The sequence below is a fragment of the Nonomuraea helvata genome (assembly GCF_039535785.1).
In the GTDB taxonomy this organism is placed as follows: Bacteria; Actinomycetota; Actinomycetes; order Streptosporangiales; family Streptosporangiaceae; genus Nonomuraea; species Nonomuraea helvata.
The window spans coordinates 115177-138762 of the sequence record NZ_BAAAXV010000001.1 but is presented as its reverse complement, the minus strand read 5'-3'; the positions used below and the strand labels follow the sequence as shown (position 1 = coordinate 138762).

At 71.3% G+C, this 23586-nt stretch carries 23 protein-coding genes and 1 pseudogene; 15 read left to right on the top strand and 9 right to left on the bottom strand.

Going from position 1 to position 23586, the window contains the following annotated elements; all coding sequences use genetic code 11:
• Position 1 precedes the first annotated feature (1 nt).
• Both ABD830_RS00565 and ABD830_RS00560 read left to right on the top strand, forming a co-directional pair.
• Positions 2 to 1162, top strand: a complete 1161-nt coding sequence (locus ABD830_RS00565; RefSeq protein ID WP_344984204.1) for a cation:proton antiporter — start codon at positions 2 to 4, stop codon at positions 1160 to 1162.
• A gap of 17 nt (positions 1163 to 1179) precedes the next feature.
• Positions 1180 to 1773: a pentapeptide repeat-containing protein gene (locus ABD830_RS00560; protein WP_344984203.1), complete on the top strand. Its 594-nt coding sequence runs from the start codon at positions 1180 to 1182 to the stop codon at positions 1771 to 1773.
• A gap of 12 nt (positions 1774 to 1785) precedes the next feature.
• Here ABD830_RS00560 and ABD830_RS00555 read toward each other — a convergent pair whose 3' ends face one another.
• The 4 genes from ABD830_RS00555 to ABD830_RS00540 all read right to left on the bottom strand — a co-directional run bounded on the left by ABD830_RS00555 (position 1786) and on the right by ABD830_RS00540 (position 4648).
• Entirely contained in the window at positions 1786 to 2775 is a 990-nt protein-coding gene (locus ABD830_RS00555) for a hypothetical protein (RefSeq protein ID WP_344984202.1), read from the bottom strand.
• Complete coding sequence (locus ABD830_RS00550; RefSeq protein ID WP_344984201.1) at positions 2765 to 3352, bottom strand: copper resistance CopC family protein; 588 nt, start codon at positions 3350 to 3352, stop codon at positions 2765 to 2767. The genes ABD830_RS00555 and ABD830_RS00550 overlap by 11 nt, the downstream gene beginning before the upstream one ends.
• Positions 3353 to 3462: 110 nt before the next feature.
• The gene (locus tag ABD830_RS00545; protein WP_344984200.1) at positions 3463 to 4014 is read right to left on the bottom strand and encodes a hypothetical protein; all 552 of its coding nucleotides are present in this window, start codon (positions 4012 to 4014) and stop codon (positions 3463 to 3465) included.
• Positions 4015 to 4405: 391 nt separating this feature from the next.
• Complete coding sequence (locus tag ABD830_RS00540) at positions 4406 to 4648, bottom strand: hypothetical protein (protein WP_344984199.1); 243 nt, start codon at positions 4646 to 4648, stop codon at positions 4406 to 4408.
• Between ABD830_RS00540 and ABD830_RS00535 the strand changes: the two genes are divergently transcribed.
• The 4 genes from ABD830_RS00535 (at position 4632) to ABD830_RS00520 (ending at position 7632) form a co-directional block, all read left to right on the top strand.
• Positions 4632 to 5198: a hypothetical protein gene (locus ABD830_RS00535; protein ID WP_344984198.1), complete on the top strand. Its 567-nt coding sequence runs from the start codon at positions 4632 to 4634 to the stop codon at positions 5196 to 5198. The genes ABD830_RS00540 and ABD830_RS00535 overlap by 17 nt on opposite strands.
• A gap of 154 nt (positions 5199 to 5352) precedes the next feature.
• A complete protein-coding gene (locus ABD830_RS00530; RefSeq protein WP_344984197.1) occupies positions 5353 to 5997 on the top strand; it encodes a response regulator in 645 nt (214 codons plus the stop codon).
• 93 nt (positions 5998 to 6090) lie between these two features.
• Entirely contained in the window at positions 6091 to 6510 is a 420-nt protein-coding gene (locus ABD830_RS00525; RefSeq protein WP_344984196.1) for an ATP-binding protein, read from the top strand.
• Between the two features lie 90 nt (positions 6511 to 6600).
• A complete protein-coding gene (locus ABD830_RS00520; protein ID WP_344984195.1) occupies positions 6601 to 7632 on the top strand; it encodes a PAS domain-containing sensor histidine kinase in 1032 nt (343 codons plus the stop codon).
• Between the two features lie 199 nt (positions 7633 to 7831).
• On the opposite strand, the gene ABD830_RS00515 is transcribed toward ABD830_RS00520, so the two are convergent.
• Positions 7832 to 10135, bottom strand: coding sequence for a phosphoketolase family protein (locus ABD830_RS00515; protein ID WP_344984194.1), 2304 nt, complete (start codon positions 10133 to 10135; stop codon positions 7832 to 7834).
• A gap of 62 nt (positions 10136 to 10197) precedes the next feature.
• On the opposite strand from ABD830_RS00515, the gene ABD830_RS00510 reads away from it, so the two are divergent.
• The 6 genes from ABD830_RS00510 to ABD830_RS00485 all read left to right on the top strand — a co-directional run bounded on the left by ABD830_RS00510 (position 10198) and on the right by ABD830_RS00485 (position 16593).
• Complete coding sequence (locus tag ABD830_RS00510) at positions 10198 to 11904, top strand: IlvD/Edd family dehydratase (RefSeq protein WP_344984193.1); 1707 nt, start codon at positions 10198 to 10200, stop codon at positions 11902 to 11904.
• A 100-nt stretch (positions 11905 to 12004) separates the two neighbouring features.
• Positions 12005 to 13636 (top strand): glucose-6-phosphate isomerase, encoded by a 1632-nt coding sequence (pgi, locus tag ABD830_RS00505; protein WP_344984192.1) that lies wholly within the window; start codon positions 12005 to 12007, stop codon positions 13634 to 13636.
• Position 13637: 1 nt separating this feature from the next.
• Positions 13638 to 15029 (top strand): glucose-6-phosphate dehydrogenase, encoded by a 1392-nt coding sequence (zwf, locus tag ABD830_RS00500; protein WP_344984191.1) that lies wholly within the window; start codon positions 13638 to 13640, stop codon positions 15027 to 15029.
• A 37-nt stretch (positions 15030 to 15066) separates the two neighbouring features.
• Positions 15067 to 15423: a spore germination protein GerW family protein gene (locus ABD830_RS00495; protein WP_344984190.1), complete on the top strand. Its 357-nt coding sequence runs from the start codon at positions 15067 to 15069 to the stop codon at positions 15421 to 15423.
• A gap of 1 nt (position 15424) precedes the next feature.
• Positions 15425 to 15961, top strand: a complete 537-nt coding sequence (locus ABD830_RS00490) for a cupin domain-containing protein (protein ID WP_344984189.1) — start codon at positions 15425 to 15427, stop codon at positions 15959 to 15961.
• Positions 15958 to 16593 (top strand): LysE family translocator, encoded by a 636-nt coding sequence (locus tag ABD830_RS00485; RefSeq protein ID WP_344984188.1) that lies wholly within the window; start codon positions 15958 to 15960, stop codon positions 16591 to 16593. The genes ABD830_RS00490 and ABD830_RS00485 overlap by 4 nt, the downstream gene beginning before the upstream one ends.
• Positions 16594 to 16691: 98 nt before the next feature.
• Here the strand turns inward: ABD830_RS00485 and ABD830_RS00480 are convergent, their stop codons facing one another.
• The gene (locus ABD830_RS00480; RefSeq protein WP_344984186.1) at positions 16692 to 17402 is read right to left on the bottom strand and encodes a VIT1/CCC1 transporter family protein; all 711 of its coding nucleotides are present in this window, start codon (positions 17400 to 17402) and stop codon (positions 16692 to 16694) included.
• 241 nt (positions 17403 to 17643) lie between these two features.
• On the opposite strand from ABD830_RS00480, the gene ABD830_RS00475 reads away from it, so the two are divergent.
• Entirely contained in the window at positions 17644 to 18219 is a 576-nt protein-coding gene (locus ABD830_RS00475) for a Uma2 family endonuclease (RefSeq protein ID WP_344984185.1), read from the top strand.
• Between the two features lie 37 nt (positions 18220 to 18256).
• On the opposite strand, the gene ABD830_RS00470 is transcribed toward ABD830_RS00475, so the two are convergent.
• The 3 genes and pseudogenes from ABD830_RS00470 to pulA all read right to left on the bottom strand — a co-directional run bounded on the left by ABD830_RS00470 (position 18257) and on the right by pulA (position 22003).
• Complete coding sequence (locus tag ABD830_RS00470) at positions 18257 to 18913, bottom strand: hypothetical protein (protein ID WP_344984184.1); 657 nt, start codon at positions 18911 to 18913, stop codon at positions 18257 to 18259.
• Positions 18914 to 19070: 157 nt separating this feature from the next.
• Positions 19071 to 19415, bottom strand: a pseudogene (locus tag ABD830_RS00465) (SDR family NAD(P)-dependent oxidoreductase); the annotation flags it as partial.
• Between the two features lie 56 nt (positions 19416 to 19471).
• On the bottom strand, positions 19472 to 22003 hold the full coding sequence (gene pulA, locus ABD830_RS00460; protein ID WP_344984183.1) for a pullulanase-type alpha-1,6-glucosidase: 2532 nt from the start codon (positions 22001 to 22003) through the stop codon (positions 19472 to 19474).
• 134 nt (positions 22004 to 22137) lie between these two features.
• On the opposite strand from pulA, the gene ABD830_RS00455 reads away from it, so the two are divergent.
• Both ABD830_RS00455 and ABD830_RS54065 read left to right on the top strand, forming a co-directional pair.
• A complete protein-coding gene (locus ABD830_RS00455; RefSeq protein WP_344984182.1) occupies positions 22138 to 22329 on the top strand; it encodes a hypothetical protein in 192 nt (63 codons plus the stop codon).
• Between the two features lie 28 nt (positions 22330 to 22357).
• Entirely contained in the window at positions 22358 to 22402 is a 45-nt protein-coding gene (locus ABD830_RS54065) for a hypothetical protein (RefSeq protein WP_378520859.1), read from the top strand.
• Positions 22403 to 23586: the final 1184 nt, after the last annotated feature.

The following is a 23586-nucleotide window of genomic DNA, read 5'->3' as shown; positions in this document are numbered from 1 at the left end:
GGTGCACGAAACCGCGGTTCTCTTTCTCGAGTTCGGTGCTGTACTGCTTGGCCTGGGAGTTCTGGGCGCGCTCGCGCTGCGTGTCGGCATCTCTCCCATCCCGCTCTATCTGATCGCCGGCCTGGCCTTCGGGACCGGCGGGCTGGTGCCGCTGGCCACCAGCGAGGAGTTCATCTCCGTCGGCGCGGAGCTGGGCGTCGTCCTGCTGCTGCTGACGCTCGGTCTGGAGTACAACGCCGACGAGCTGGTGACCAGCCTGACGGGCAACGCCCGCGCGGGCATCGTCGACCTGGTGCTCAACGCCGCCCCTGGCGCTGTCTGCGCGTTACTGCTCGGCTGGGGGCCGGTGGCGGCCGTGGCCATGGCGGGCGTCACCTACGCCACCTCCTCCGGCATCACCGCCAAGGTCCTGTCCGACCTCGGGTGGCTCGGCAACCGTGAGACGCCGACGGTGCTGTCGCTGCTGGTGTTCGAAGACCTGACGATGGCCGTCTACCTGCCGGTCCTGACGACCATGCTGGCCGGGCTGAGCCTGGTCAGCGGGGCCGTCTCGGTGGGCATCGCGCTGCTGACCGTGAGCGTGGTGCTGGTCGTGGCCCTGAAGTTCGGGCGGTTCATCGAGGCGTTCGTGTCCAGCCCGAACTCCGAGGTGCTGCTGCTCAAGGTGGTCGGGCTCGCCCTGCTCGTGGCCGGGCTGGCCCAGCAGCTGCAGGTGTCGGCGGCGGTGGGCGCGTTCCTGGTCGGGATCGCGCTGTCCGGCCAGCTCGCCGAGGACGCGCACGCGCTGCTCGCGCCCCTGCGCGACCTGTTCGCGGCGGTGTTCTTCGTGTTCTTCGGCTTCCAGACCGACCCGGCGAAGATCCTGCCGGTGGCGGGCCTGGCCGCGCTGCTCGCCCTGATCAGCATGGTCACCAAGCTGCTGACCGGCGCGTACGCGGCCAGAAGGGCGGGCATCGGCAAGGCCGGCCAGGCCCGGGCGGGCATCGCGCTCATCCCGCGCGGCGAGTTCAACATCGTGATCGCGGGCCTCGCGGTGGGCGCGGGCGCGCATCCCGACCTCGGCGCGCTGGCGGCGGCGTACGTCCTCATCCTGGCGGCCTTCGGCCCGCTGGCGGCCAAGCTGGTGCAACCTCTGATCACGGCCATCGCCAAACGGGCCTGATCCGCTAGTTTGTTCGCATGGCCCTGCCCACCGAGAAGACGATCTGGTCCACCGACTGGGACAGCCTCGAGATCTCCGGCGCGAGCTACCGCCGGGTGCTGTTCCAGGACGTGGACATGACCGAGCTCATCGACCACGGCTCCTCCTTCGAGGAGTGCCACTTCAGCAATGTGCGGTTCAACGTGTCGGCGCACGACGACGCCCGCTTCCTCAACTGCACGTTCACGCGGTGCTCGTTCTTCGACGCCACGTTCGACGGGTGCAAGCTGACGGGCAGCGTGTTCGACGGCTGCACGTACGGGCTGCTCAAGGTCGAGGGCGGCGACTGGTCCTACGTCAGCCTGATCAACGCCGACCTGCGGGGGAGCGTCTTCCGCGGCACTCGGCTGCGGGAGGCCGACCTGGCGGGGGCCCGGCTGGAGCGCGCCGAGCTGCGCCGGGCCGACCTGTCCGGGGTCTCCCTGCGCGGCGCCGACCTGACGCGGTGCGACCTGCGCGGCAGCGACCTGAGCACGCTCGACCCGCACACCGTCACGCTCAAGGGCGCGATCATCGACCCGTTCCAGGCGACGGTCGTGGCCACGGCCCTGGGGCTGGACGTACGGGACTAGCGCCCCTCCACGTCAGCACAGGGCCATCGCGGTCTGCCACACTCCCGGCAGCGCCGCCAGGACGAGGTCTCCCCGGCGGCGGCGGTCCTTGCGCGTCTCGGCCCCCAGGTCGGCCAGCAGCTCGCGGAAGCCGTCCTCGTAGCCGGACCCGCCGGCCGCCGACCGCTTCGCCAGGCAGCGCGAGTACGTGGCCACCAGCCAGAAGACCGCCTCCCGATGCAGCCCGCGCCGGATCAGGTCACGGGTGCCGTCGATGGCGACGGGCCGCGCCGGCGGGGTGATGTCGGAGTTGAACCGGTACGAGGGCGCCCGCAGACCGGCCGTCGCGTCGAACACCTTCTCCAGCGCGGTCAGATGCCGCCCGACCTGCGCCGCGCTGAGATCGGCGCAGCCCAGCAGGCCGAGCAGGCTCTCGTGGAAGTCCAGCCGGCCGTGCTCGGCGAGCAGGTCGCGGACATCGACGTATCGGCGGCGGATCGTGGGGTTGCGCAGGGCCGCCACCAGCAGCACGTGCGTGGTCACCCCGGTGCCGAACAGCCACGAGTTGACCTGGTCGGGCAGGGACGCGCGCTCGTCGATGCCGTTGATGAAGCCGCGCACCCGGTCCATGGCGTTGGTGCAGCGGGCCAGGATCCACGGCCGCTGCGCGAAGTCGCGCGAGACCACCCGCTGGAGCTCGGTCAGCCGTCCCGACGGGTCGGCCAGCACGCACGGGAGGTGGAAGCTGCCGGCCAGGTGGTAGTCGCTCAGCACGTCGTGGGCGGAGCCGAGCGCGGGAACGGAGGAGACCTCGAGCAGGATCCCCTTGTAGGCGAACTTCCCGAGGTGGGCGGGCCGGCTCGTGACCACGATGACGTCCACGTCGGAGGTCGGGGCCAGCTCCTCGGCCGGGCCGGCCCACAGGGCCGACCCGGTCAGGAACGCACCGTCGAAGCCCGGCAGCGCGGCGCCCTCTTCCTGCACCCACTGCCGAGCGATCTGTCTGGCTTCCTCAATCAGCATCCACTTCCTCCCGATCTGGGCCGCGGCGCGCGGTCCGGATCAGGACGAACGCACCCAGCACGACAAGCACCGCCAGCCCGCCCCAGATCCATCCGGGAATGCCCGTCGACGCCGCCGACTGCTCACCGGCCGCAGCACTCGCTGCGGCCTGTGGCGGCGGGTTCGTCGCCGGTTGCCCGCCGGAGGGCGAGGACGAGGCCGATGAAGAAGCTGATCCTTTCACGCTGAAGGGGATCTCGCCCTCAATGGGATGCCCATCGGACGAAACGACCCGCCAGGCGATGACGTACGCGCCCGGGGCGAGCGGCTGGAGCACGTCGGTGAGCACCTTGGGACCGGCGAGCCGCGGCTCGCCGAGCGGGACCGCCTTGCCGGCGGCGTCGTGCAGCACGACGAACGGGAACTTGACGCCGGCGCTGTATTCGAGCTCGATCTCCTTGACCGAGCCGACCTGCGCGTCCTTGGCGGGCGAACTGCTCTTGAGCGCGTCGTGGGCGAGCGCCGGAGAGGCGGTGAACATGAGGGCGAGGGCACCCGCGAGTGCCGCCCCGAGGATATGACGTGGCAGGAATGCCATGATGGGTCTCCAGAACGATCTTCCGGGCCGCGCGCGCCGTTGGCCGGCGGGCGCCGTCCGGACACAGGCAAGGGTACGCCCACGTGGGGGCGAGCCGAGGGGCACGGACGTCAGCCCACGTGCCCTGGCCCGCCGGGCGGGCCTCGCCTGTGGATCGCGCCGGAGACGGTCCTGCCGGCGTACACGGGGAGATCGGAGGTCACCGGTCGCCACGAGGGTGTGGCGGGCGCCGCCGGGGCGGCGGTGAGCAGCCGGATGAGCGGCGGCGGCCCGGCGTAGAGGCGGATCATGAGCCACAGCGCGCGCTCGCCGCGGTGCAGCCACCACGCCGTCAGCGCCGCCACCGTGAGGTGCGCCAGGGCCATGCCCGGCGCGGGATGCCCGTGCCCCGCGCCCGCGCCCGCGACCGGCGCGAGCCGCTCGAAGAGCTGGTGCAGCAGCATCTGCGTGCCGACGGTCGCCGCCAGCACGGCCGCCGGCCCGCGCTCGCGCCCGTCGATCAGGTACGCCAGCCCGAGCGCCGCCAGCACCCCGGTCAGGTAGACCTCGAACGGCACGAGGCCGCCGCCCGCCAGCGCGTGTCCGCCCGCCGACACGGCACCGCAGACCGTCGCGAAAACGACGGCCCGCGCAAGACGCAGCACTGACGACGCGGAGGACACAACCGATATTCTCCTCGAAAATCAGCGAGGAAGTCTCAGGTTTCACGCGCGGCCGAACTCCGCCGAGGGCCGAAGGGGCGTCGCGCGCCACGTGATCGGCCGTCGCGGCCCCGGGGCGCCATGGTGCCTCTTTGCCAAAGACGCGACCCGGTGATGACACTTCTTCACCGGCTCTTTCCAGGCACGGGGAATTCGCCTCCGGCGTGGCGCGGCGGTATGGCCGATGGCAACTGCAAACATCGTACCGATCTTGCTTCGGGCCGCTCCGCGGCTTTACGGGCCGCATTCCGGCTCGCGGGTCAATTTGCGACACATTCCGAAAGGAACGGTACATGTTCACGCCCAATCTCCGGACAAAAGCCACAGCCACGTCTGCCCGGCTTACGGCGCGTCACGCGATGAAGAGGGCGATATGCGGCTCCCTTTCGATGGCGCTGGTCGCGACCTCGACCACGGCGGCGGACGCGGACGGCGGCATCGACATCCGCATCGGTGTCGCGACCCCGACCCCGACCCCGAGGCCGAACCGGACCCCGACGCCGATCCCGAGCCCCACGCCGACGCCGACGCCGACGCCGACCCCGACCCCGACGCCGAGCCCGAGTCCCACCCCGACGGTGACGGCGACGGCCACGGAGACGGCCACGGCCACGGCCACGGCGACCGACGCCCGCCTCTTCCCCCACGACGTCCTCGGCCGCGGCAGATGCGACCCGCATCTGTTCTTCAAGGTCCACCGCCTCTCGCCGCGGAACTTCTTCCTGCCCCGCACCCGCTTCATCGACGGCCCCGGAGGCACGATGACGGTGACGGTGACGAGGGAGCACGAAATCCGCGCGTTCCTGGAGACCGAGCAAGAGAGGCAATGGTCGGTCACCGAGAAGTTCACCACGAAGGACCTGGTACGCCAATTCCGCCTGATGGGACTCCCGCACCTCGAAGAGCGGCACATGGTCTTCACCGGCCACGAATATACGCGGGAGATCACCAAGGGAATGTACGGCAATATGTGGTATCGGGTCTTCGGCTACCGCATCGGCTGGTCGGCGTGGTCGCAGATCGGGACGTGCCGCGAGTTCAAGGTCGCCAGCGGAATCGCCAACGTGCCGGCCCGGGTGGAGGGCTGGCGATACTGGGAGACCAAGCACCCGATGTTCAAGGGGCACCCGATATCCAGCAAGTAGCCAGGCCGGGCCAGGAGGACGCCGCGCGGCGGGCGGGGACGCCATGGGGTCGTGCGGCCGGGCGGTGGATCGTGGCACACTTCTCGTGGCGCAGGCCGTTCCCGAGGCGGCCCGAGCGGGAGCAGGACCCCCACGGACAGAGGCACGGCGAAGGATGGCGACTCCCCCCACGATCCGGGTGATTCTCGTCGAGGACCACGCCATGGTCGCCGAGGCGATCGGGCTGGCGTTGGGCAAGGCGCCCGACTTCGAGGTGGTGGCCCAGACCGGGACCATCGCCGGGGCGGTGGCTGAGACCCGGCGGTTCCAGCCCGACGTCGTCGTGCTCGACCGCCGCCTGCCCGACGGCGACGGGATCACGGCCATCGAACGACTCTCCGCGGCGGCGCCCAAGGCGCGGGTGCTGGTGCTGACCGGCGAGGCGACCGCCTCTGTGGCGGCCAGGGTGGTGTCGGCCGGGGGCGCCGGGCTGATGGTGAAGTCGTCCCGGCTGGGAGAGTTGGAGTCGGCCGTACGCGAGGTGGCGTCCGGCGGGGTGGTGCTCGCGCCGGCGCTGCTGCCAGGGATGCTCGACCGGCTGACCGGGCGGGCGGGACTGCTGGGATCCGCGTTGACGGCCCGCGAGCGGGAGACGCTGCTGCTCATGGCCGAGGGCGCGAGCACGGCCGAGATCAGCGAACGCCTCGGTGTCGCCCGCAACACGGCGCGCAACCACGTACAGCACGTCCTGGAGAAGCTCGGGGCCGGCTCGAAGCTGGAAGCGGTGGCGATCGCCCGCCGGGACGGGCTGCTCGACTGATGCATCTGCACCATGTCACGTCCCCAGGTGCATCAGGCGTTATGGAGCGCTTGCGTCTCGTGATCGAGTGCCGCGTTACCCGAGAGTAGAGGGGTGGGCAGCGAGGAGGTGGGGACGTACCAGGTGGACACGCCCCTGCCGAAGGAGATGGGCAGCATCACGGCGGCGCGCCGGATCGCCCGACAGGCCTTGGCCGAGTTCGGCTACCGGGGCCATCACGAGGATGTCCTGCTGGTGGTGTCCGAGCTCGTGACGAACGCGCTCGTGCACGGCGACGGCCCGCCGTCCCTCCGGATGAGGGGCGACGCGTCGCGGGTGCGCATCGAGGTGGGAGACGACGGCGAGCGGCTGCCCGAGCCGCGCGAGCCCGGTCCGGCGAACGGCTGGGGGCTGCACGTCGTCGGTCTGCTCTCCACCGGCTGGGGGATCTCGCCCCGCGACGGCGGCAAAGTGGTGTGGTGCGAGCTGGAGCCCCGCCTTGCCCCGATTCGGGGCAGTCGCTCGGAAAACTGAGCATATGTGGGACCTGAGTTTGGGTCCTTACGCTGTGTCATGAAAAGCTGCAGTATGGCCGTGGATGACCTCCCGCAAGAAGATTTGAGATTGCTCGTGCAGAGCATCCGCGATTACGCCATCTTCATGCTGGACCCGCGCGGCAGGATCGTGAGCTGGAACGCCGGAGCTCAGCGCATCAAGGGGTATACCGCCGAGGAGATCATCGGCACCCACTTCTCCGTGTTCTACCCGCCCGAGGACGTGGCGGCCGGCAAGCCTCCCATGGAGCTGGAGGCGGCCGCCGCCGACGGCCGGTGGGAGGAGGAGGGGTGGCGGGTACGCAAGGACGGCACGCGGTTCTGGGCGAGCGTGGTCATCACCGCCCTGTTCGACGAGCGCGGCGACCTGCGCGGGTTCGGCAAGGTGACACGCGACCTGACCGAGCGGCGCAGCATGGCCAGAGCGCTGGACGAGCGCGGCCTGCTGCTCACCCATCTCGTCCAGGCCCAGGAGCGCGAGCGCCGCCGCATCGCCTCCGACGTGCACGACGACACCATCCAGTCCATGGTGGCGGTCGGGATGCGGCTGCGGGCCCTGGGGGAGCGGCTGCCCGCGGAGTACGCCGCCGCCATCGCCCCGCTGGACGACGTCGTCGAGTCCGCCGTGGATCGCCTGCGCGACCTGGCCTTCCGCTTACGGCCGCCGGGTGACGGCCTGGCGGAGGGGCTGGCCGCGTACCTGGAGCGGGAGATGGCGGGCACGGCGTACGAGCTGGTGCTCGACCTGGATGGCGAGCCGCCCCCTGAGGCCGCGATCACCGTGTTCCGCATCTGCCAGGAGGCCCTGACGAACGTGCGCAAGCACGCCGGGGCGAACACCGTCATCGTGCGGCTGGCCTCGCTCGACGGCGGCATCCACGTGCGCGTGCGCGACGACGGGACCGGGCTCGCGAACCGGGAGAGCCGGGACGGGCACTTCGGGCTGATGGAGATGCGGGAACGGGCCGAGACGGCGGGCGGGTGGTGGGACATCCGCGGCACGCCCGGGGAGGGCACGACCGTGGAGTTCTGGGTGCCCGCCGTCTCACGGGCGGCGTCAGGACCGGGCGAGCTCGGCCTGACGGGGACCGTCCCGTCATGACCCCAGCAGGGCGAGGGTCTGGCGGGCGATCTCCCACTCCTCGTCCGTGGGAATGACCAGCACGGCCACCTCCGCGTCCGGCGGCGACACCGCCCGCTCGCCGGACGACGCGGCCAGGTTGAGCGCCGGGTCCCGCCGGCCGGGCGTTCGCGGGCGCGCACGTCCACGAGCTCGTACCTGATGGACGACGAGCCGGTGTTCAGCACGAGGATGCGTCCGGCCACGTCCACGACCTGATCTCGGGGGTGTCCTCGCCGTGGTCGCGCGCGTGGGCGCGGGCTTGCAGCCGGGCGTCGCTCATGCGCTGGCGCAGATGCGCCTGGGTGGTGCCGAGCCCAGGCACGCGGTCGATGACGTCCATGACGAGGTGGTAGCGGTCGATGTCGTTGAGCATGGCCATGTCGAAGGGCGTCGTCGTGGTCCCTTCCTCCTTGTAGCCGCGCACGTGGATGTTGGCGTGGTTGTGGCGGCGATAGGTGAGCTGGTGGATGAGCGATGGATAACCATGGAAGTCGAAGATGACTGGTTTGTCGGTGGTGAAGAGGGTGTCGAACTCGGCGTCCGACATGCCGTGCGGGTGCTCCGACGGCGGCTGGAGCCGCATCAGATCCACGACGTTGATGACCCGTACCCTCAGGTCGGGGACGTGCTCGCGCAGCAGGGCGGCGGCGGCCAGCGTCTCCTGGGTGGGCACGTCGCCCGCGCAGGCCAGCACCACGTCCGGCGCGGCCCCGTCGTCGGTGGAGGCCCACGGCAGGATGCCCAGGCCGCGCGTGCTGTGCGCGACGGCCTCCTCCATCGTGAACAGGTCCAGCACCGGCTGCTTGCCCGCCACGATCACGTTGACGTAGTCGCGCGAGCGCAGGCAGTGGTCGGCGACCGACAGCAGCGTGTTGGCGTCCGGCGGCAGGTAGACCCGCACCACCGACGCCTTCTTGTTCACCACCACGTCGAGGAAGCCCGGGTCCTGGTGGCTGAACCCGTTGTGGTCCTGCCGCCACACGTGCGAGGACAGCAGGTACGTCAGCGACGCCACCGGTCGCCGCCAGGGGATCTTCTGCGACGACTCCAGCCATTTGGCGTGCTGGTTGAACATGGCGTCGATGATGTGGATGAACGCCTCGTAGCAGTTGAACAGCCCGTGGCGGCCGGTCAGCAGGTAGCCCTCCAGCCAGCCCTGGCACAGGTGCTCGGACAGCACCTCCATCACGCGCCCGCCGGGAGCCAGGTTCTCGTCCGTCGGCAGGACCTCGGCGTTCCACGCCCGGTCCGTGACCTCGAACACCTCCGACAGCCGGTTCGACTCGGTCTCGTCGGGGCCCATCAGCCGGAACGTCCGGGGGTTCGCGGCGATCACGTCGCGCAGGAAGCCGCCCAGCACCCGCGTCGGCTCGCTCGACTGCGTGGCGGGCGACTTGACCTCGACCGCCAGCCTGCGGAAGTCGGGCAGCCGCAGCGGCGCGAGCAGCTCGCCGCCGTTGGCGTGCGGGTTCGCGCTCATCCTGCGCGTGCCGCGCGGCACGGTGTCCAGGATCCCCCGCACGGGCCTGCCGCCGGAGTCGAACAGCTCCTCCGGCCGGTACGAACGCATCCACTCCTCGAGCATGGCCAGGTGGGCCGGGTTCTCGCGGACCTTGGACAGCGGCACCTGGTGCGCCCGCCACGTGCCCTCGACCTGCTTGCCGTCCACCTCGCGCGGCCCCGTCCACCCCTTCGGCGTGCGAAGCACGATCATCGGCAGCCGGTCGGCCGCACCCCGCTTGTAGGCGGCCATCTGGTCGAACGCGGTGTCCAGCGCCCGGGCCATCTCCCCGTGGTCGGGGCCCACCACGTGGGGGCGGTAGCCGTACCCCTCCATGAGCTTGAGCAGCTCCGCCTCGGGGACGCGGGCGAGCACGGTCGGGTTGGCGATCTTGTAGCCGTTCAGATGGAGTATGGGCAGCACGATGCCGTCGCGGTCGCGGTCGAGGAACTTGTTGGAGTGCCAGCTCGCCGCGAGCGGGCCCGTCTCGGCCTCGCCGTCCCCGATGACGCACGCCACGACCAGGTCCGGGTTGTCGAACGCGGCCCCGTACGCGTGCGCGAGCGAATAACCCAGCTCCCCGCCCTCGTGGATCGAGCCGGGCGTCTCGGGAGCCACATGGCTCGGGACCCCGCCGGGGAAGGAGAACTGGCGGAACAGCCGGCGCATGCCCTCCACGTCCTGCGAGATGTCCGGATAGCGCTCCGAGTACGAACCCTCCAGCCACGAGTGCGCCACCGCCGCCGGCCCGCCGTGCCCGGGGCCGACGATGTAGATCATGTCCTGGTCCCGCTCCATGATCACCCGGTTGAGGTGGGCGAAGCAGAAGTTCAGCCCGGGGGTCGTGCCCCAGTGGCCGAGCAGGCGCGGCTTGACGTGCTCGGGCCGTAGCGGCTCGCTGAGCAGCGGATTGTCCAGCAGATAGATCTGTCCGACGGACAGGTAGTTCGCCGCCCGCCAGTACGCGTCGATATGGTCCATGCCTGTGCAGCTTCCTCCACAGGACGTGCTGAATCCCCAGTGAGCCCGATAGGGTGGCGGATATGGCTCTGAGGAGTTCGCTCTGGTATTCGGGTAACGACCGCAACTCCTACATCCATCGGGCATGGATGCGGCGCGGCCTGCCCCGCGAGGCGTTCGAGGGCGGCAAGCCGCACATCGCCATCGCCAACACCGCCTCCGACCTCACCCCGTGCAACTCCCACCTGAACGAGGTGGCCGAGAGCGTCGCGCACGGCGTCTGGGAGGCCGGCGGCGTCCCGCTCAACTTACCGGTCGTCTCGCTCGGTGAGACCAACGTGCGCCCGACGGCCATGCTCTGGCGCAACCTGGCCGCCATGGCCACCGAGGAGATGCTGCGCGCCAACCCGATCGACGGCGTGGTGCTGCTCGGCGGCTGCGACAAGACCATTCCGTCGCTGCTCATGGCGGCATCGTCGGTAGACCTGCCCGCCGTCGTGATGCCCGGCGGCCCCATGCTGACCGGCCACTTCCGGGGCGCGCCGCTCGGCTGCGGCACCGACGTGTGGCGCCTGAGCGAGGAGGTACGCGCGGGCACGCTCTCCCGCGAGGCGTTCCTGGAGTCCGAGTCGTCCATGATCCGCAGCCGCGGCCACTGCAACACGATGGGCACCGCCTCCACCATGGCCTGCATGGCCGAGGCGCTCGGCATGACGCTGCCCGGCACCGCCGGCACGCCCGCGCCCGACAGCCGCTTGCTCGAGCGCTCCCACGAGACCGGCCGCCTCGCCGTGGACCTGGTCAGGGAGGGCCGCAGGCCCAGCCAGGTGATGACCAGGGGCTCGTTCCTCAACGCCATCGTGACCCTGGCCGCCGTCGGCGGCTCCACCAACGCCGTCGTCCACCTGCTGGCCGTCGCCGGCCGCCTCGGCGTGGACCTCGCCCTCGACGACTTCGACCGCACGGGCTCGGGGGTGCCGCTGCTCGTGGACCTCCAGCCGGCCGGGCGGCACCTGATGGACGACCTGTTCAGGGCGGGCGGCCTCGCGGCCGTGCTGAAGGAGGTCGAGGACCTGCTCGACCCGGAGGCGATCACCGTCACCGGGCGGCCCCTCGTCGAGCACCTCACGGGCGCGGAGATCTGGGACGAGAGCGTCATCAGGCGCCGCGCGACCCCGCTGCTGCCCGACGCCGGCATCGCCGTCCTGCGCGGCAACCTCGCCCCCGGCGGGGCGGTGATCAAGCCCGCCGCCGCCTCGCCCGAGCTGCTGCGGCACCGCGGCCGGGCCGTCGTCTTCGACAGCATCGAGGACGTGTACGCCCGGCTGGACTCGCCCGACCTGGACATCGACGAGACCTCGGTGCTCGTGCTGCGCGGCTGCGGCCCCAAGGGCTACCCCGGCATGCCCGAGGTCGGCAACCTCCCGCTGCCCGCCAAGCTGCTGGAGAAGGGCGTGCGCGACATGGTGCGCATCAGCGACGCCCGCATGAGCGGCACCGCCTACGGCACGGTCGTCCTGCACACCGCGCCCGAGGCGGCGGCCGGCGGCCCGCTGGCGAAGGTGCGCACCGGCGACCCCATCGTGCTCGACGTGGCCGACAGGCGGCTCGACGTGGACATCCCCGACGCCGAGCTGGCCGCCAGGGAGCCCGTCATGCAGGGGCACGCCAGGCCCGTACGCGGGTGGGAGCGCCTCTACGTCGAGCACGTCACCCAGGCCGACCGCGGCGCCGACCTCGACTTCCTCGTCGGCTCCAGCGGCGACCACGTGGGCCGCGAATCCCACTGAGCGTTTAAAGACTCCCCTCCGCCGTGCGAGGAATCAACCTCGTTGGGTACGGGTTGGCAGGGACAATGATGATCCGGTTTTGGCGACACGAGGAGCAAGCGTGAACGGCGACATCACCCAGAGCCAGGAGTGGGCGGCTCTCGGCAAGCACCACGAGGAGCTGGCGGGCAGACATCTGCGCGAGCTGTTCGCCGAGGACCCGGGCCGGGCCGAGCGCATGACCGTGACCGCCGGCGACCTCTACCTCGACTACGCCAAGCACCGCGCGACCGGCGAGACGATCGACCTGCTGCTGGCCCTGGCCGAGCGGGCAGGGCTGCGCGACAGGATCTCCGCCATGTTCGGCGGCGAGCACATCAACGTCAGCGAGGACCGCGCCGTCCTCCACGTCGCGCTGCGCCTGCCCCGTGACGCCGAGCTGTCCGTCGACGGGCAGGACGTGACCGCCGACGTGCACGCCGTGCTCGACAAGATGAGCGCGTTCTCCGACCGGGTCAGGTCCAAGGAGTGGAAGGGCGCCACGGGCAAGCCGATCGAGACCGTGGTCAACATCGGCATCGGCGGCTCCGACCTGGGCCCCGCCATGGCCTACGAGGCGCTGCGCGACTACGCCGACGCCGGCATCGCGGCCCGGTTCGTCTCCAACATCGACCCCGCCGACATCACCGGCAACCTCGCCGGCCTCGACCCGGCGACCACACTGTTCGTGGTCAGCTCCAAGACGTTCACCACGCTCGAGACGCTCACCAACGCCAGGGTCGCCCGCCGCTGGCTGGTCGAGGCCCTGGGCGAGGACGCGGTCTCCAAGCACTTCGTGGCCGTCTCCACCAACGCCGCCAAGGTCGCCGAGTTCGGCATCGACACCGACAACATGTTCGGCTTCTGGGACTGGGTCGGCGGCCGCTACTCCTACGACGGCGCCATCGGCCTGTCCCTGATGATCGCGATCGGGCCCGAGCGCTTCCGCGAGATGCTGGCCGGCTTCCACACCATCGACGAGCACTTCCGCACCGCGCCGTTCGAGGCCAACATGCCGGTGCTGATGGCCATGCTCGGCATCTGGTACAACGACTTCTTCGGCGCCGAGACCCGCGCCGTGCTCCCGTACAGCCAGCGGCTGCACCGCTTCCCCGCCTACCTGCAGCAGCTCACCATGGAGTCCAACGGCAAGTCCGTGCGCGCCGACGGCAGCCCCGTGACGGCCGCCACCGGCGAGATCTTCTGGGGCGAGCCGGGCACCAACGGGCAGCACGCCTTCTACCAGCTCCTCCACCAGGGCACCCGGCTCGTGCCGGCCGACTTCATCGGCTTCGCCGAGCCGTTCGAGGACCGCGAGGGCATGCACGACCAGCTCATCGCCAACCTCCTCGCCCAGACGTCGGCGCTGGCGTTCGGCAAGACGGCCGAGGAGATCGCCGGCGAGGGCACCCCGCCCGACATCGTGCCGCACAAGGTGATGCCGGGAAACCGGCCCACCTCCACGATCCTCGCGCCCAAGCTGACCCCCTCGACGCTCGGCCAGCTCGTCGCGCTCTACGAGCACATCGTGTTCGTGGAGGGCACCATCTGGGGAGTCGACTCCTTCGACCAGTGGGGTGTCGAGCTGGGCAAGAAGATGGCGCTCGACCTGGCGCCCGCGCTCACCTCCGACGAGGCGCCCACCACGTTGCCCGACGCCTCCACCGAGCGGCTCGTCCGGAAATACCGCGAGCTGCGCGGAAGGCGCGTCTGACATGGGGCACACGCGCGCGCACGGCACGGAGCGGGCGGGGGCGCTGGTGCTGTTCGGCGTCACCGGCGACCTCGCGCGCAAGATGATCCTGCCCGCCCTCTACCGCCTCACCGCCGACAGCCGCCTGGATCTGCCCATCATCGCCGTGGCCAAGACCGACCTCGACCTCGACGGGCTGCGCGAGCACGCCCGCGAGGCCGTCGGCGGCGTGCGCGACGCGGCCTTCGACAAGCTGGCCGGCAACCTGCGGCTGGTCACGGGCGACTACCGCGACCCCGAGACGTTCGCCAGGCTGCGTGAGGAGGTGGGGGGCAAGGGCTTCCTCGTCCACTACCTCGCCGTCCCGCCGGCGCTGTTCGCCGCGGTCGCCGAAGGGCTGGCCGGGGTGGGGCTCAACCAGAACGCCCGGCTCGTCGTGGAGAAGCCGTTCGGCCACGACCTCGACTCCGCCCGCGCGCTCAACGACGAGCTGCTGAAGCACTTCGACGAGGACCACCTGCGGCGCGTCGACCACTTCCTGGGCAAGGAGCCGGTCGAGGACCTCATGGTCTTCAGGTTCGCCAACACCCTGCTCGAGCCCATCTGGAACCGCAACCACGTCCGCAGCGTCCAGATCACCATGGCCGAGGACTTCGACGTGCGCGACCGCGGCGCCTTCTACGACGCCAACGGCACCATCCGCGACGTGGTCCAGAACCACCTGCTCCAGCTGCTCGCCATCCTCGCCATGGACCCGCCGCCGTCCACCGACGCCCGCGCCCAGCTCGACGAGAAGTGGCGGGTGCTCCGCGCCGTCCAGGCCATCGACCCGTCCGACGTCGTACGCGGCCAGTACGCGGGCTACCTCGACACCGACGGCGTGCGCCCCGGCTCCACGACCGAGACGTTCGTCGCCCTGCGCGCCTACGTCGACAACTGGCGCTGGGCCGGCGTGCCGTGGTGCTTCCGCTCGGGCAAGGCGCTGCCGACCACCGACCTGGAGATCGTCGCCGAGCTGCGCAGGCCGCCGGTGACGATGTTCCGCGGCGGCGACGCGTCCGTCACCCCCAACCTCATCAGGTTCCGGCTCCAGCCGGACGCCGGGGTCACCTTCGACCTGCTGGCCAAGGAGCCGGGCAAACAGCACACCAGGCCGGTGCCGGTCAGCGTCGACTTCACCAAGGTGCTCGGGCCGATGGAGGCCGCCTACGAGCGCGTCCTGACCGACGCCATCAGCGGCGACCCGCGGCGTTTCGCCAGGTTCGACCTGGTGGACGAGTCGTGGCGGATCGTCCAGCGGGTGCTCGACCTGCCGGATGCGCCGCTGCCGTACGAGAAGGGGTCCTGGGGGCCCGAGCCGGCCGAGAAGATCGCGCCTGGCGGCTGGCACGAGATCTCCACCACGTTCGACTGAGGTGGCCAGACGGGCGATCCGGGGTAACGATGGGGGAATGGACATCATGAAGGTGGTCGAGCAGGCGCAGGACACCGCGACCGTCAGACGCGTCTTCGGCGAGCCGATCCAGCAGGGCGACCTCATCGTCATCCCGGTCGCCAGGGTCCTCCACGGCGGCGGCGGAGGGCAGGGGCAGGGCAAGGACGAGAAGGGCGACGAGAGCGGCAGCGGCAGCGGGGGCGGGTTCGGACTCAGCGCCACGCCCGCGGGCGTGTTCCTGATCAAGGACGGTGACGTCCAGTGGCGGCCGGCCGTCGACGTCAACCGCATCGTGATCGGCGGGCAGATCGTGCTCGTCGTGGTGGCGCTGACCATCCGCTCCATCTTCAAGAAGTGGCGGCGCAGGCGGTGACGTGCTGATCGACCTGCTCGACGCGGAGCTCGCCTTCCGCGACTTCCTGATGCCCGGCTCCAACCTTCCGGTGCGGCAGGCCCCGCTGGACGGCTCGGCCTGGCTCGTGCGCTTCCCGCCCGGCTGGGCCCGCGCCGAACACAGGCACTACCTGGCGGGGGAGGAGTTCGTGCTGCTGGAGGGCGAGCTGTGCGTCTCCGGCATCACCTACCGGGCAGGGCATCACGGCTGGCTGCCCGCCGGGACGCTGCGCCACTCCGGCGCGGCCCCCGGCGGGGCGCTGGCGTTCACGTCCTTCGACGGGGACGACACCTGGGTACGCAGCGAGCTCGACGAGCCGGACGGCCCGGCCCTGCGCACGCCGCTCGAGACCGTCGTCATCCCCGCGGGCGGGCTGCCGCTCACCCCGCACTCCGCGCTCCTCGACACGCCCGTCCACCTCGACCGCCCCGCCGAGATGATCACCGTGCCGACCTGGACGTGGGAGCGATCCACCTTGATCCCGGAGGGCCGGGTGCTCATAAGGTGGGCGGCATGACTTCTCTGCCGCAGATCGCGGGTTTCGGCACCATAGTGTTACTCGGGGCGATGTCGCCCGGTCCCGACTTCGCGGTCGTCGTACGCCGCTCCGCCGCCTCCGGGCGCCTGTACGGCATGGCGGCGGCCACGGGCGTCGCCGTGGGCGTGTTCGTGTGGGTGGTGGCCGCGGCCACCGGCATCGCGGCGCTGCTGGCCACCTCGGCGATGGCGTTCACCGTGGTCAAGGTGGTCGGGGCCGCCTACCTGCTGTACCTCGGGGCCAGGGCGCTGCGCTCCGCTCTGCGCTCGGGCGGCGAGCTCAAGCTGGACCTGCCCGATCCGGGGCGGCGCAACGCGTGGGCGGCGTTCGCGGAGGGCCTGTTCACGAACGTGCTCAACCCGAAGGCGGCGCTGTTCTTCGTGGCGCTGATGCCGCAGTTCGTCAGCTCGGGGTCCTCGGTGGGGGAGACACTGGTGCTCTCGCTGATCGCGCTGGCGGGGACGGTCGCGTGGTTCATGGTGGTGGCGAACGTCGTGGGCACTCTGCGTAAGGTCTTCGCCCGGCCTGCCGTACGCCGGGTGGTGGACGGCCTGACCGGCGCCGCCCTCATCGCCCTCGGCGTCAAGCTGGCCGCCGCCACCCGCCCATGAGCGCGCGGGGCGTCATGAGGCGGTGACGGCTCGGCAGGTGCGCGCAGGCCATGAGACGGTGACGCCCAGCAGGTGCCAAGCCCGCAGGCCATGGAGCGTCATGAGACGGCGACGCCCAGCAGGTGCCCGAGCCCGAACGTCACGGTGGCGGCTGCCGCGCCCAGCGCGAGCTGCCGCAGCCCGCCCAGCCACCACGGCCGCGCGGTCATCAGCGCCACCGCCGCCCCGAACCCGAACAGCGCCAGCACGCTCACCACCACGGCGAGCACCAGCCCGGACGCCCCGAACAGGAACGGCACCAGCGGGACCAGCGCCCCGGCCGCGAACGCGCAGAACGACGAGAGAGCGGCCACGTACGGCGAGGGCAGGTCGTCGGGGTCCACCCCCAGCTCCTCCCGCACGTGCACCCGCAACGCCTGCTCGGGATCGGCCGACAGCCCCGCGGCCACCCGCCGGGCGAGGTCGTCGTCGAGCCCCCGCGCCCGGTACAGCGCCGCCAGTTCCGCCTGCTCGCCCTCGGGGTTGCGGGCCAGCTCCCGTCGCTCGACGGCGATCTCGGCCCGCATCAGCTCGGTCTGCGACTTGACGGAGGTGTACTCACCGGCCGCCATGGAACAGGCACCCGCGATCAGCCCCGCGCACCCGGCCAGCACGGCCCCTCGTCCCGCCCCGGCGGCACCCACGACTCCGGCGATCAACGCGAGATTGGACACCAGCCCGTCCATCGCCCCGAACACCGCGGGCCGCAACCATCCACCGGTGACGTCCCGGTGACTGTGGTGCTTCTCCGGCGAATACGGCCGAGTCATCTCAATCATCATCAAATGCCTCCACTTTCCGATATTTCATCGAAAATGTAGGCACACATCACCAAGATCCGCAACGAAGGCCAGGCTTCCCTGAGCTGCGAAGAAGCGGGTACTCGCGAAAGGGGCGCGCGGCGGGTCAAGCGAAGGTAATGTCGTCGCGTCACTCTGTGTGATCGTGTGAAGGCGGTCAGAAATAAGTTCTCAGCCGATTGCAGGGTGGTTGGTCGCACATCCGCCGCCCATGCGGACCCTCCTCTTCCCGGTCGGCCAGATCACCGGTTACACCGTCGATGACTGGCTCAAACTGCCCGAGGGCGGGGAGCGCATCGAGTTGATCGACGGGAGTTTTGTGATCAGCCCGCTGCCCACGGCGCTGCACGCGCTGTGCGCCGGCCGCCTGCGGACGATTCTCGGCGCGGCGGCCGACCCGGAAGGGCTCGTGGCGGTGGAGAGCGTCGGTGTGCAGGTGGTGGAGGACGGCTTCCTGCCCGACGTCGCGGTACTGCCCCGCGACGTGGTCATGGATCGGACGGACGCCTTTCTCGCCTCAGAGGTGGCGGTGGTGGCCGAGATCGTCAGCCCGGGGCCGGGCAATCGCCGACGAGACTACGAGATCAAGACACCAAAATACGCGAAAGCGGGCATCGAGGTGTTCATCAGAGTCGAAACCGAGGGGATCGACAGTCCGCATGCCGAGGTGCTCGAGCTGGGCCCACACGGTTACGAGACGGTCGGCCAGGCCAAAGCGGGAGAGGTGCTGACGCTGACCAAGCCTTTCTCCGTGTCGTTCGATCCAGCTGAGCTGTTCGACGCGTAGGCGGCGCCCGTCGGCCAGGCGCCGCGCAGAAAGAAGGTCAGGCGTGAACCGGGGCCGGGGCGGCGGGTTCCGGGGTGCGGATGAGGGCGATGCAGTCGTCGATCGCCTCTTCCAGGAGCCGGCGCAGCAGCACGTCCGGCTCGGCGATGCAGGCCTGGACGATGCCCACCACCGACAGCTGCACCGCGTTCGGCGCCGCGTACCGGCGGAAGCCCTTCTCCGTGATCCTGGCCGCGCGGCTGAAGCGGCGGGCCTGGTCGGCCGCGTGCGGCACCGCCTCCATCGCCCGGCGGCTCAGCTCGCCGAGCCGTCCCGACGGGGCCCCGTCGAGCCGGGCCAGCATCTCCTCCGCCGCCAGCACCGACACCGCCAGGGCGAGCTGCCGCTCGGCCGCCGCCACCGGCAGGGCCGTCGTGGCGCAGCGCAGCGCGATCTGCGCGTCCACCCGCAGGTCGTCGCTGGCCAGGCCGATGATGGACGGCACGAGCCGGACGAGCTTGGCGCGGCTTTCGTCGCTGGTGTTGTCGTTGACCAGGCGGGCGAGGGCGGCCAGCAACGGGTGGGTGCAGGCCGGATGGTCGCTCCACCGTTCCCCTGCCAGGTAGGAGGCCAGCTCCATGAAGCAGGCACCGCGTTTCGGGTTGCGATGTCTGCCGCGGGACAGGACCGGCATGTGATCAAGCTGATTGTCCACGGGTGCTCCACTGCTCCACGCGATCGCCGTCTGTCCAGTCTGCGCTGCGGCGACCGCCAACGCCAGTGATGTGCATTCCTGGTTACTGTTCCCTCAACTCGGGATGTCGCACCTATCTCCGGTGCGGGATTTGCCAGGGGCGCCGGACCGGCGCGTGTCACACGGCTGTGCGGCCGCCGTCCACGTGGAGCGTCGTTCCGTGGATGAAGCTCGCCCGCGGCGAGGCCAGGAACGCGATGGCCTCGGCGACCTCCTCGGGCGTGCCCGTCCGGCCCGCCGGCGCGGCCGACGCCAGTTGGTCCAGGTACGCGCTCATGCCTGCGGTGCCCTCCGTGGCGGTGGGCCCCGGGCTCACCGCGTTGACCCGCACGCCGCGCGGGCCGAACTCCGCCGCCCACGACTTCGTCAGCAGCACTATGGCGGCCTTGCTCGACCCGTACAGGCTCATGCCCGCCACGCCGAACTCCGCCGCCATCGTGGTCACGTTGACGATCACGCCGTGCCCCCGTGCGGCCCCCCTCGCTGATCGACCTGTGCAGGGGGACGGCCTTCACACGTCTATCGCATCACACCCACGAACACCGCCACCGTGCGGCCCGGGACCGTCAGCGTGCCGGTGGCCCGGTCGAACGCCGACTCCCGTACGACCGGGTCGCCGGAGGCCGCCTGCACGGGGTGGAGCGAGACCTCACGCCCCGCCAGAGACTCCACGACCTGGGCACGCGTGGACGGCGTGGCGTTGAGGACCACCGTGACCGACGACCACCGCGGGTCCAGCCCGGACGTGTCCACGTGCATCGTGATCACCCCCTCGTCCGACGCCGGGAAGGACAGCCGGCGGCGCACCTCGGCCGCGGACCCCAGCGCGAACGCCGGTGACGACGCCCTGATCCGCAGCAGCTCCCCGAACCGGGCCCGGCAGATCTCGATCTCCGCGCAGCCGGGCCTCAGCGCCGGGTCCGCCAGCAGCGGCCGGGCGTACGGCCACCTGTCCTCGTTCTCGGCCCGGGGCGGCAGGCCCCCGCCGAACCCGTTCCCGGCAGCGCAGTCCCACAGCAGCCGGTTGAACCAGTCGCCGGAGTCGTAGGAATTACGGTCGAGCGACTTCGACCGCAGCCGCTCGCTGCCCGCGTGCACGAACGCCGGACCCTGCGCCAGCAGCACCGTGGCCAGCGACAGCACCTGCATGCGCACCCGGTCGGACATCGGCGTCCACTGGGGCAGCTTGTACGCCAGCGCGTCGAAGAGCGTCTCGTTGTCATGCGCGTCCACGTACGCCACCGCCTCGCCGGGCTCGTCCGTGTACCCGGCGGGAGAGCCGTTGTAGGAGATCTCCGAGCTCTTCCTCCCCGAGGGCAGAACGTAGTCGCGCAGGCTGCCGGTCAGCCCGATCCTGACGAGGTCGGCGTAATCCGCGAGCCTGGCCAGCTGCTGCACGGCCGTGCCGTTGGCCGGCGACCCGTTGGGCGCGCCCGCCAGCCCCGAGCCGAACCCCTGCACCCGGGGGTCGGCGTCGAACGGGCTGCCGCCGCGCACCGCGTCGCGCAGCCTGTCGGTGAACGTGCCGATGCCGGTCCCCGCCAGGTTCGCCTGCGTGGCCTGCTCGAACCTGGCCCCGTCGGCCACCTCGCCGAAGTTCCAGCCCTCGCCGTACAGGATGATCGACCTGCCGTCCACGCCGTCCTCTGCCGGGGTCAGCTCGTCGAGGGCGCGACGGACGGCGAGGAGGTTGGCCTTGGGGTGGTGGCCCATGAGGTCGAAGCGGAAGCCGTCGATCTTGTACTGCCTCGCCCAGGTGACGACGGAGTCGACGACCAGTCTGCCCATCATCGTGTGCTCGGGCGCGGTGTTGGGACAGCAGGTGGAGTCGGCCACCGTCCCGTCCTCCAGGAGCCGGTGGTAGTAGCCGGGCACGATCGGGTCGAGCACTCCGGTGGAGTGGGTGTGGTTGTAGACCACGTCCATGACCACGCGCAGCCCGGCCCGGTTGAGCGCGGCCACCATGCCGCGGAACTCCCTGATCCGCCGGTCGGGCTCCGTCGCGTACGAGCCCTCGGGCACCGTGTAGTGCAGCGGGTCGTACCCCCAGTTGAAGGAGTCGGTCGCGGCCGTGCGCGCCACGCACTCCTGCTGCCGGTCGGAGTCGGGGGGCAGCGCGGCGAAGTCGCAGCCGGGTTCGGTCCTGTCGGCCGCGCGCTCGGGGACCGTGGCGAAGTCGAAGACCGGCAGCAGGTGCACGTGGGTCAGCCCGTCCTGCGCCAGCTCCCGCAGCTCCCGCATCCCGGCGGAGTCCGCGCCGAAGGCCGCGTACGTGCCGCGCAGCCCGGCCGGCACGCTCGCGTCGGAGGCGGAGAAGTCGCGCACGTGCAGCTCGTAGATCGACGCCCGGTGCAGGGGGACGGCCGGGGGCTTGGCGAGGCGGTCCCAGCCGGGCGGCTTGAGCGCGGGGCTGTCCAGGTTGACGAGCCTGCTGCGCCCGCCGTCCGGCGTCACGGCCACCCCGTACGGGTCGGTGACCTCGTTCGTGCCCGAGTGGAGCGTGACGAGGAACATGTACTCGCGCCCCCACCACGTCGGCAGCCCGCGGAGCGACCAGACGCCGGTCTCGTCGTCGCGCCGCATCAGGTGGAGCGTGCGCGCGCCGCCGCCCCCGCTCGGCCACCACCCGCCGCCATACAGGGCCAGCTCGACCTTGCGCGCTGTCGGCGCCCACAGCGACAGCTCCGGGAACAACCGGCCCGCCGGTCCGAGCCTGACGCGGGCGGCCGCGGCGTACAGGTCGTCGAGCACGCCGGGGATCTGCACGCCCGTGGCCGTCAGCAGCGCGCCCGACGCGTCGCGTTCCTCGGCCACGACCCGTTCGCGCAGCGCCGCGCGCACCAGGCCGACGTCGCGGGGGTCCACTTTCAGCGCGGTGTACGACGCCAGGTGCGGCCACCGGCGCCGCTGCTCGTCGCTCAGCGTCCCGGGCGTCAGGCGGACGACGCCCGTGCCGAAGGCCAGGGAGTGCCGGTACGACGGGTCGACCTGCCAGGCCACCGTGTCGCGGTCGATCCAGTGGGCCCTCGCCTCGCCCTCATGGATCACCACGCTTGCCATCCTTTCTGGAATTTCCGAAAACGATCATGCAACATCTTTCGCAGCATCTTTTTCCGGGCGGCATGTCGGCGTAACGCCCGGCGTGTTCCCCCCTCGTGGCCCGTGAGGAAACAGAGGAGAAGGACATGCGACGACTCTTACCCGCCGCGGCGGTAGTTGCGGCATCCACTCTGATGATCTCCGCGTGTGGCGGCGGTGGAGGGACGGCGTCGCCGGCCGCCTCCGCCGTGCTCATCGCCATCCCCGCGGGCGCCGTCTTCCTGCTCGTCCAGCGCCACCTGATCACCGGCCTCACCGCGGGCGCCACCCAGTCGTGACTGTACGTAGTCGCCGCCCGGCGGGACCATGGCGGCATGGACGGATTCCTCGACGAGACCTGCGGCGGTGTGACCGAGCTACGCGTGCACGGCGTCTCCGGCACGCCCCCCGACGGCATGCTGAACCACCCCCACCCCCGGATCGTCGCGGGCGACGGCACCACCGGGTTCTACCGGCGCTGGTCGACGGACGGCAGGCCGCACGGCGAGCACGCGGACGTGCCCGGCAGCCGCCACCGCGAGGCGTACGCCTGGGGCGGCCTCACCTCCGGCGGCAGGACGATCGCGCTGTGGCTGCTCCTGCTGCCGTTCGCGCTGGCGAACCTGTCGTACTTCATGCTCCCCAGGCCGCCGCACGGCGCCTGGCTGCGGCACGTGACCGAGGCGGCCCAGCGGCTGTTCGCCCTGCTGCTGACCGGGACGCTCGTCGGGGCCGTCACCCGGGCCGGCGTCGACCTCGTCGGCTGGCAGTGCACCGCCGCCGGACGGGCCTGCACCTACGACACCGCGCCCGTGTGGGTGCACTGGCTGGGCGCGCTGTGGGGCCATGAGCCGTCGAAGCGGCTGGCCGTGACCGCCCTGGTCCCGCTGGCGGTCGTCGTGCTGCTGTGGTGGATCGCGCGGCGCACCTGGGACCGCGACGAGCGTACGGTCCTGCCGCCCGGCGGCCCCACGGGTGACGGCCCCTTGCTGGCCCAGCCGCGGCTGTGGCACGGCGGCGCGCCGGTGTGGCGGCTGCGCGTCGTGCACGTGTGCTTCGCGATCGCGTCGATCGGGCTGGCCGTGTCGGCGCCGTTCGCGGGCACCTCGCTCGGGCTCGCCCTGACCGTCGCGAACGCGGCCGTGCAGCTCGTGGCCGCGCTGCTGGTGGTGCTGCCGTGGATCGCCCGGCGGCTCGACCCGGGCTCGGACGAGCGGATCCCCGGGTGGCTCACGTTCGCCTGCCGCGCCCTGCGGGTGATCGCGCCGCTGGTGTGCCTGGCCACGATCGGCGCGGCCCTGGTGGGAATGTCGCCGAGTGCTGCCGGACGGCAGCTTCCCGGCGTCGGTGTGGGGGCGTTCCAGTTCGCGCTCACGGTCGGGCTCGGGCTGTTCATACTGGTCACCTCGTGCGTGCTGGCCCGGATGGACCGGGCGTCGGGGGAGCCGCGCGCGATGGGCGGGATCGCCGCGTGGTTCGTGCTGATGGTGGCCGCGGGCAGCGCGAACGTGCTGGCGCTCGGCGTGCTCTTCTGGACCGCCACGTTCTTCGGCGTC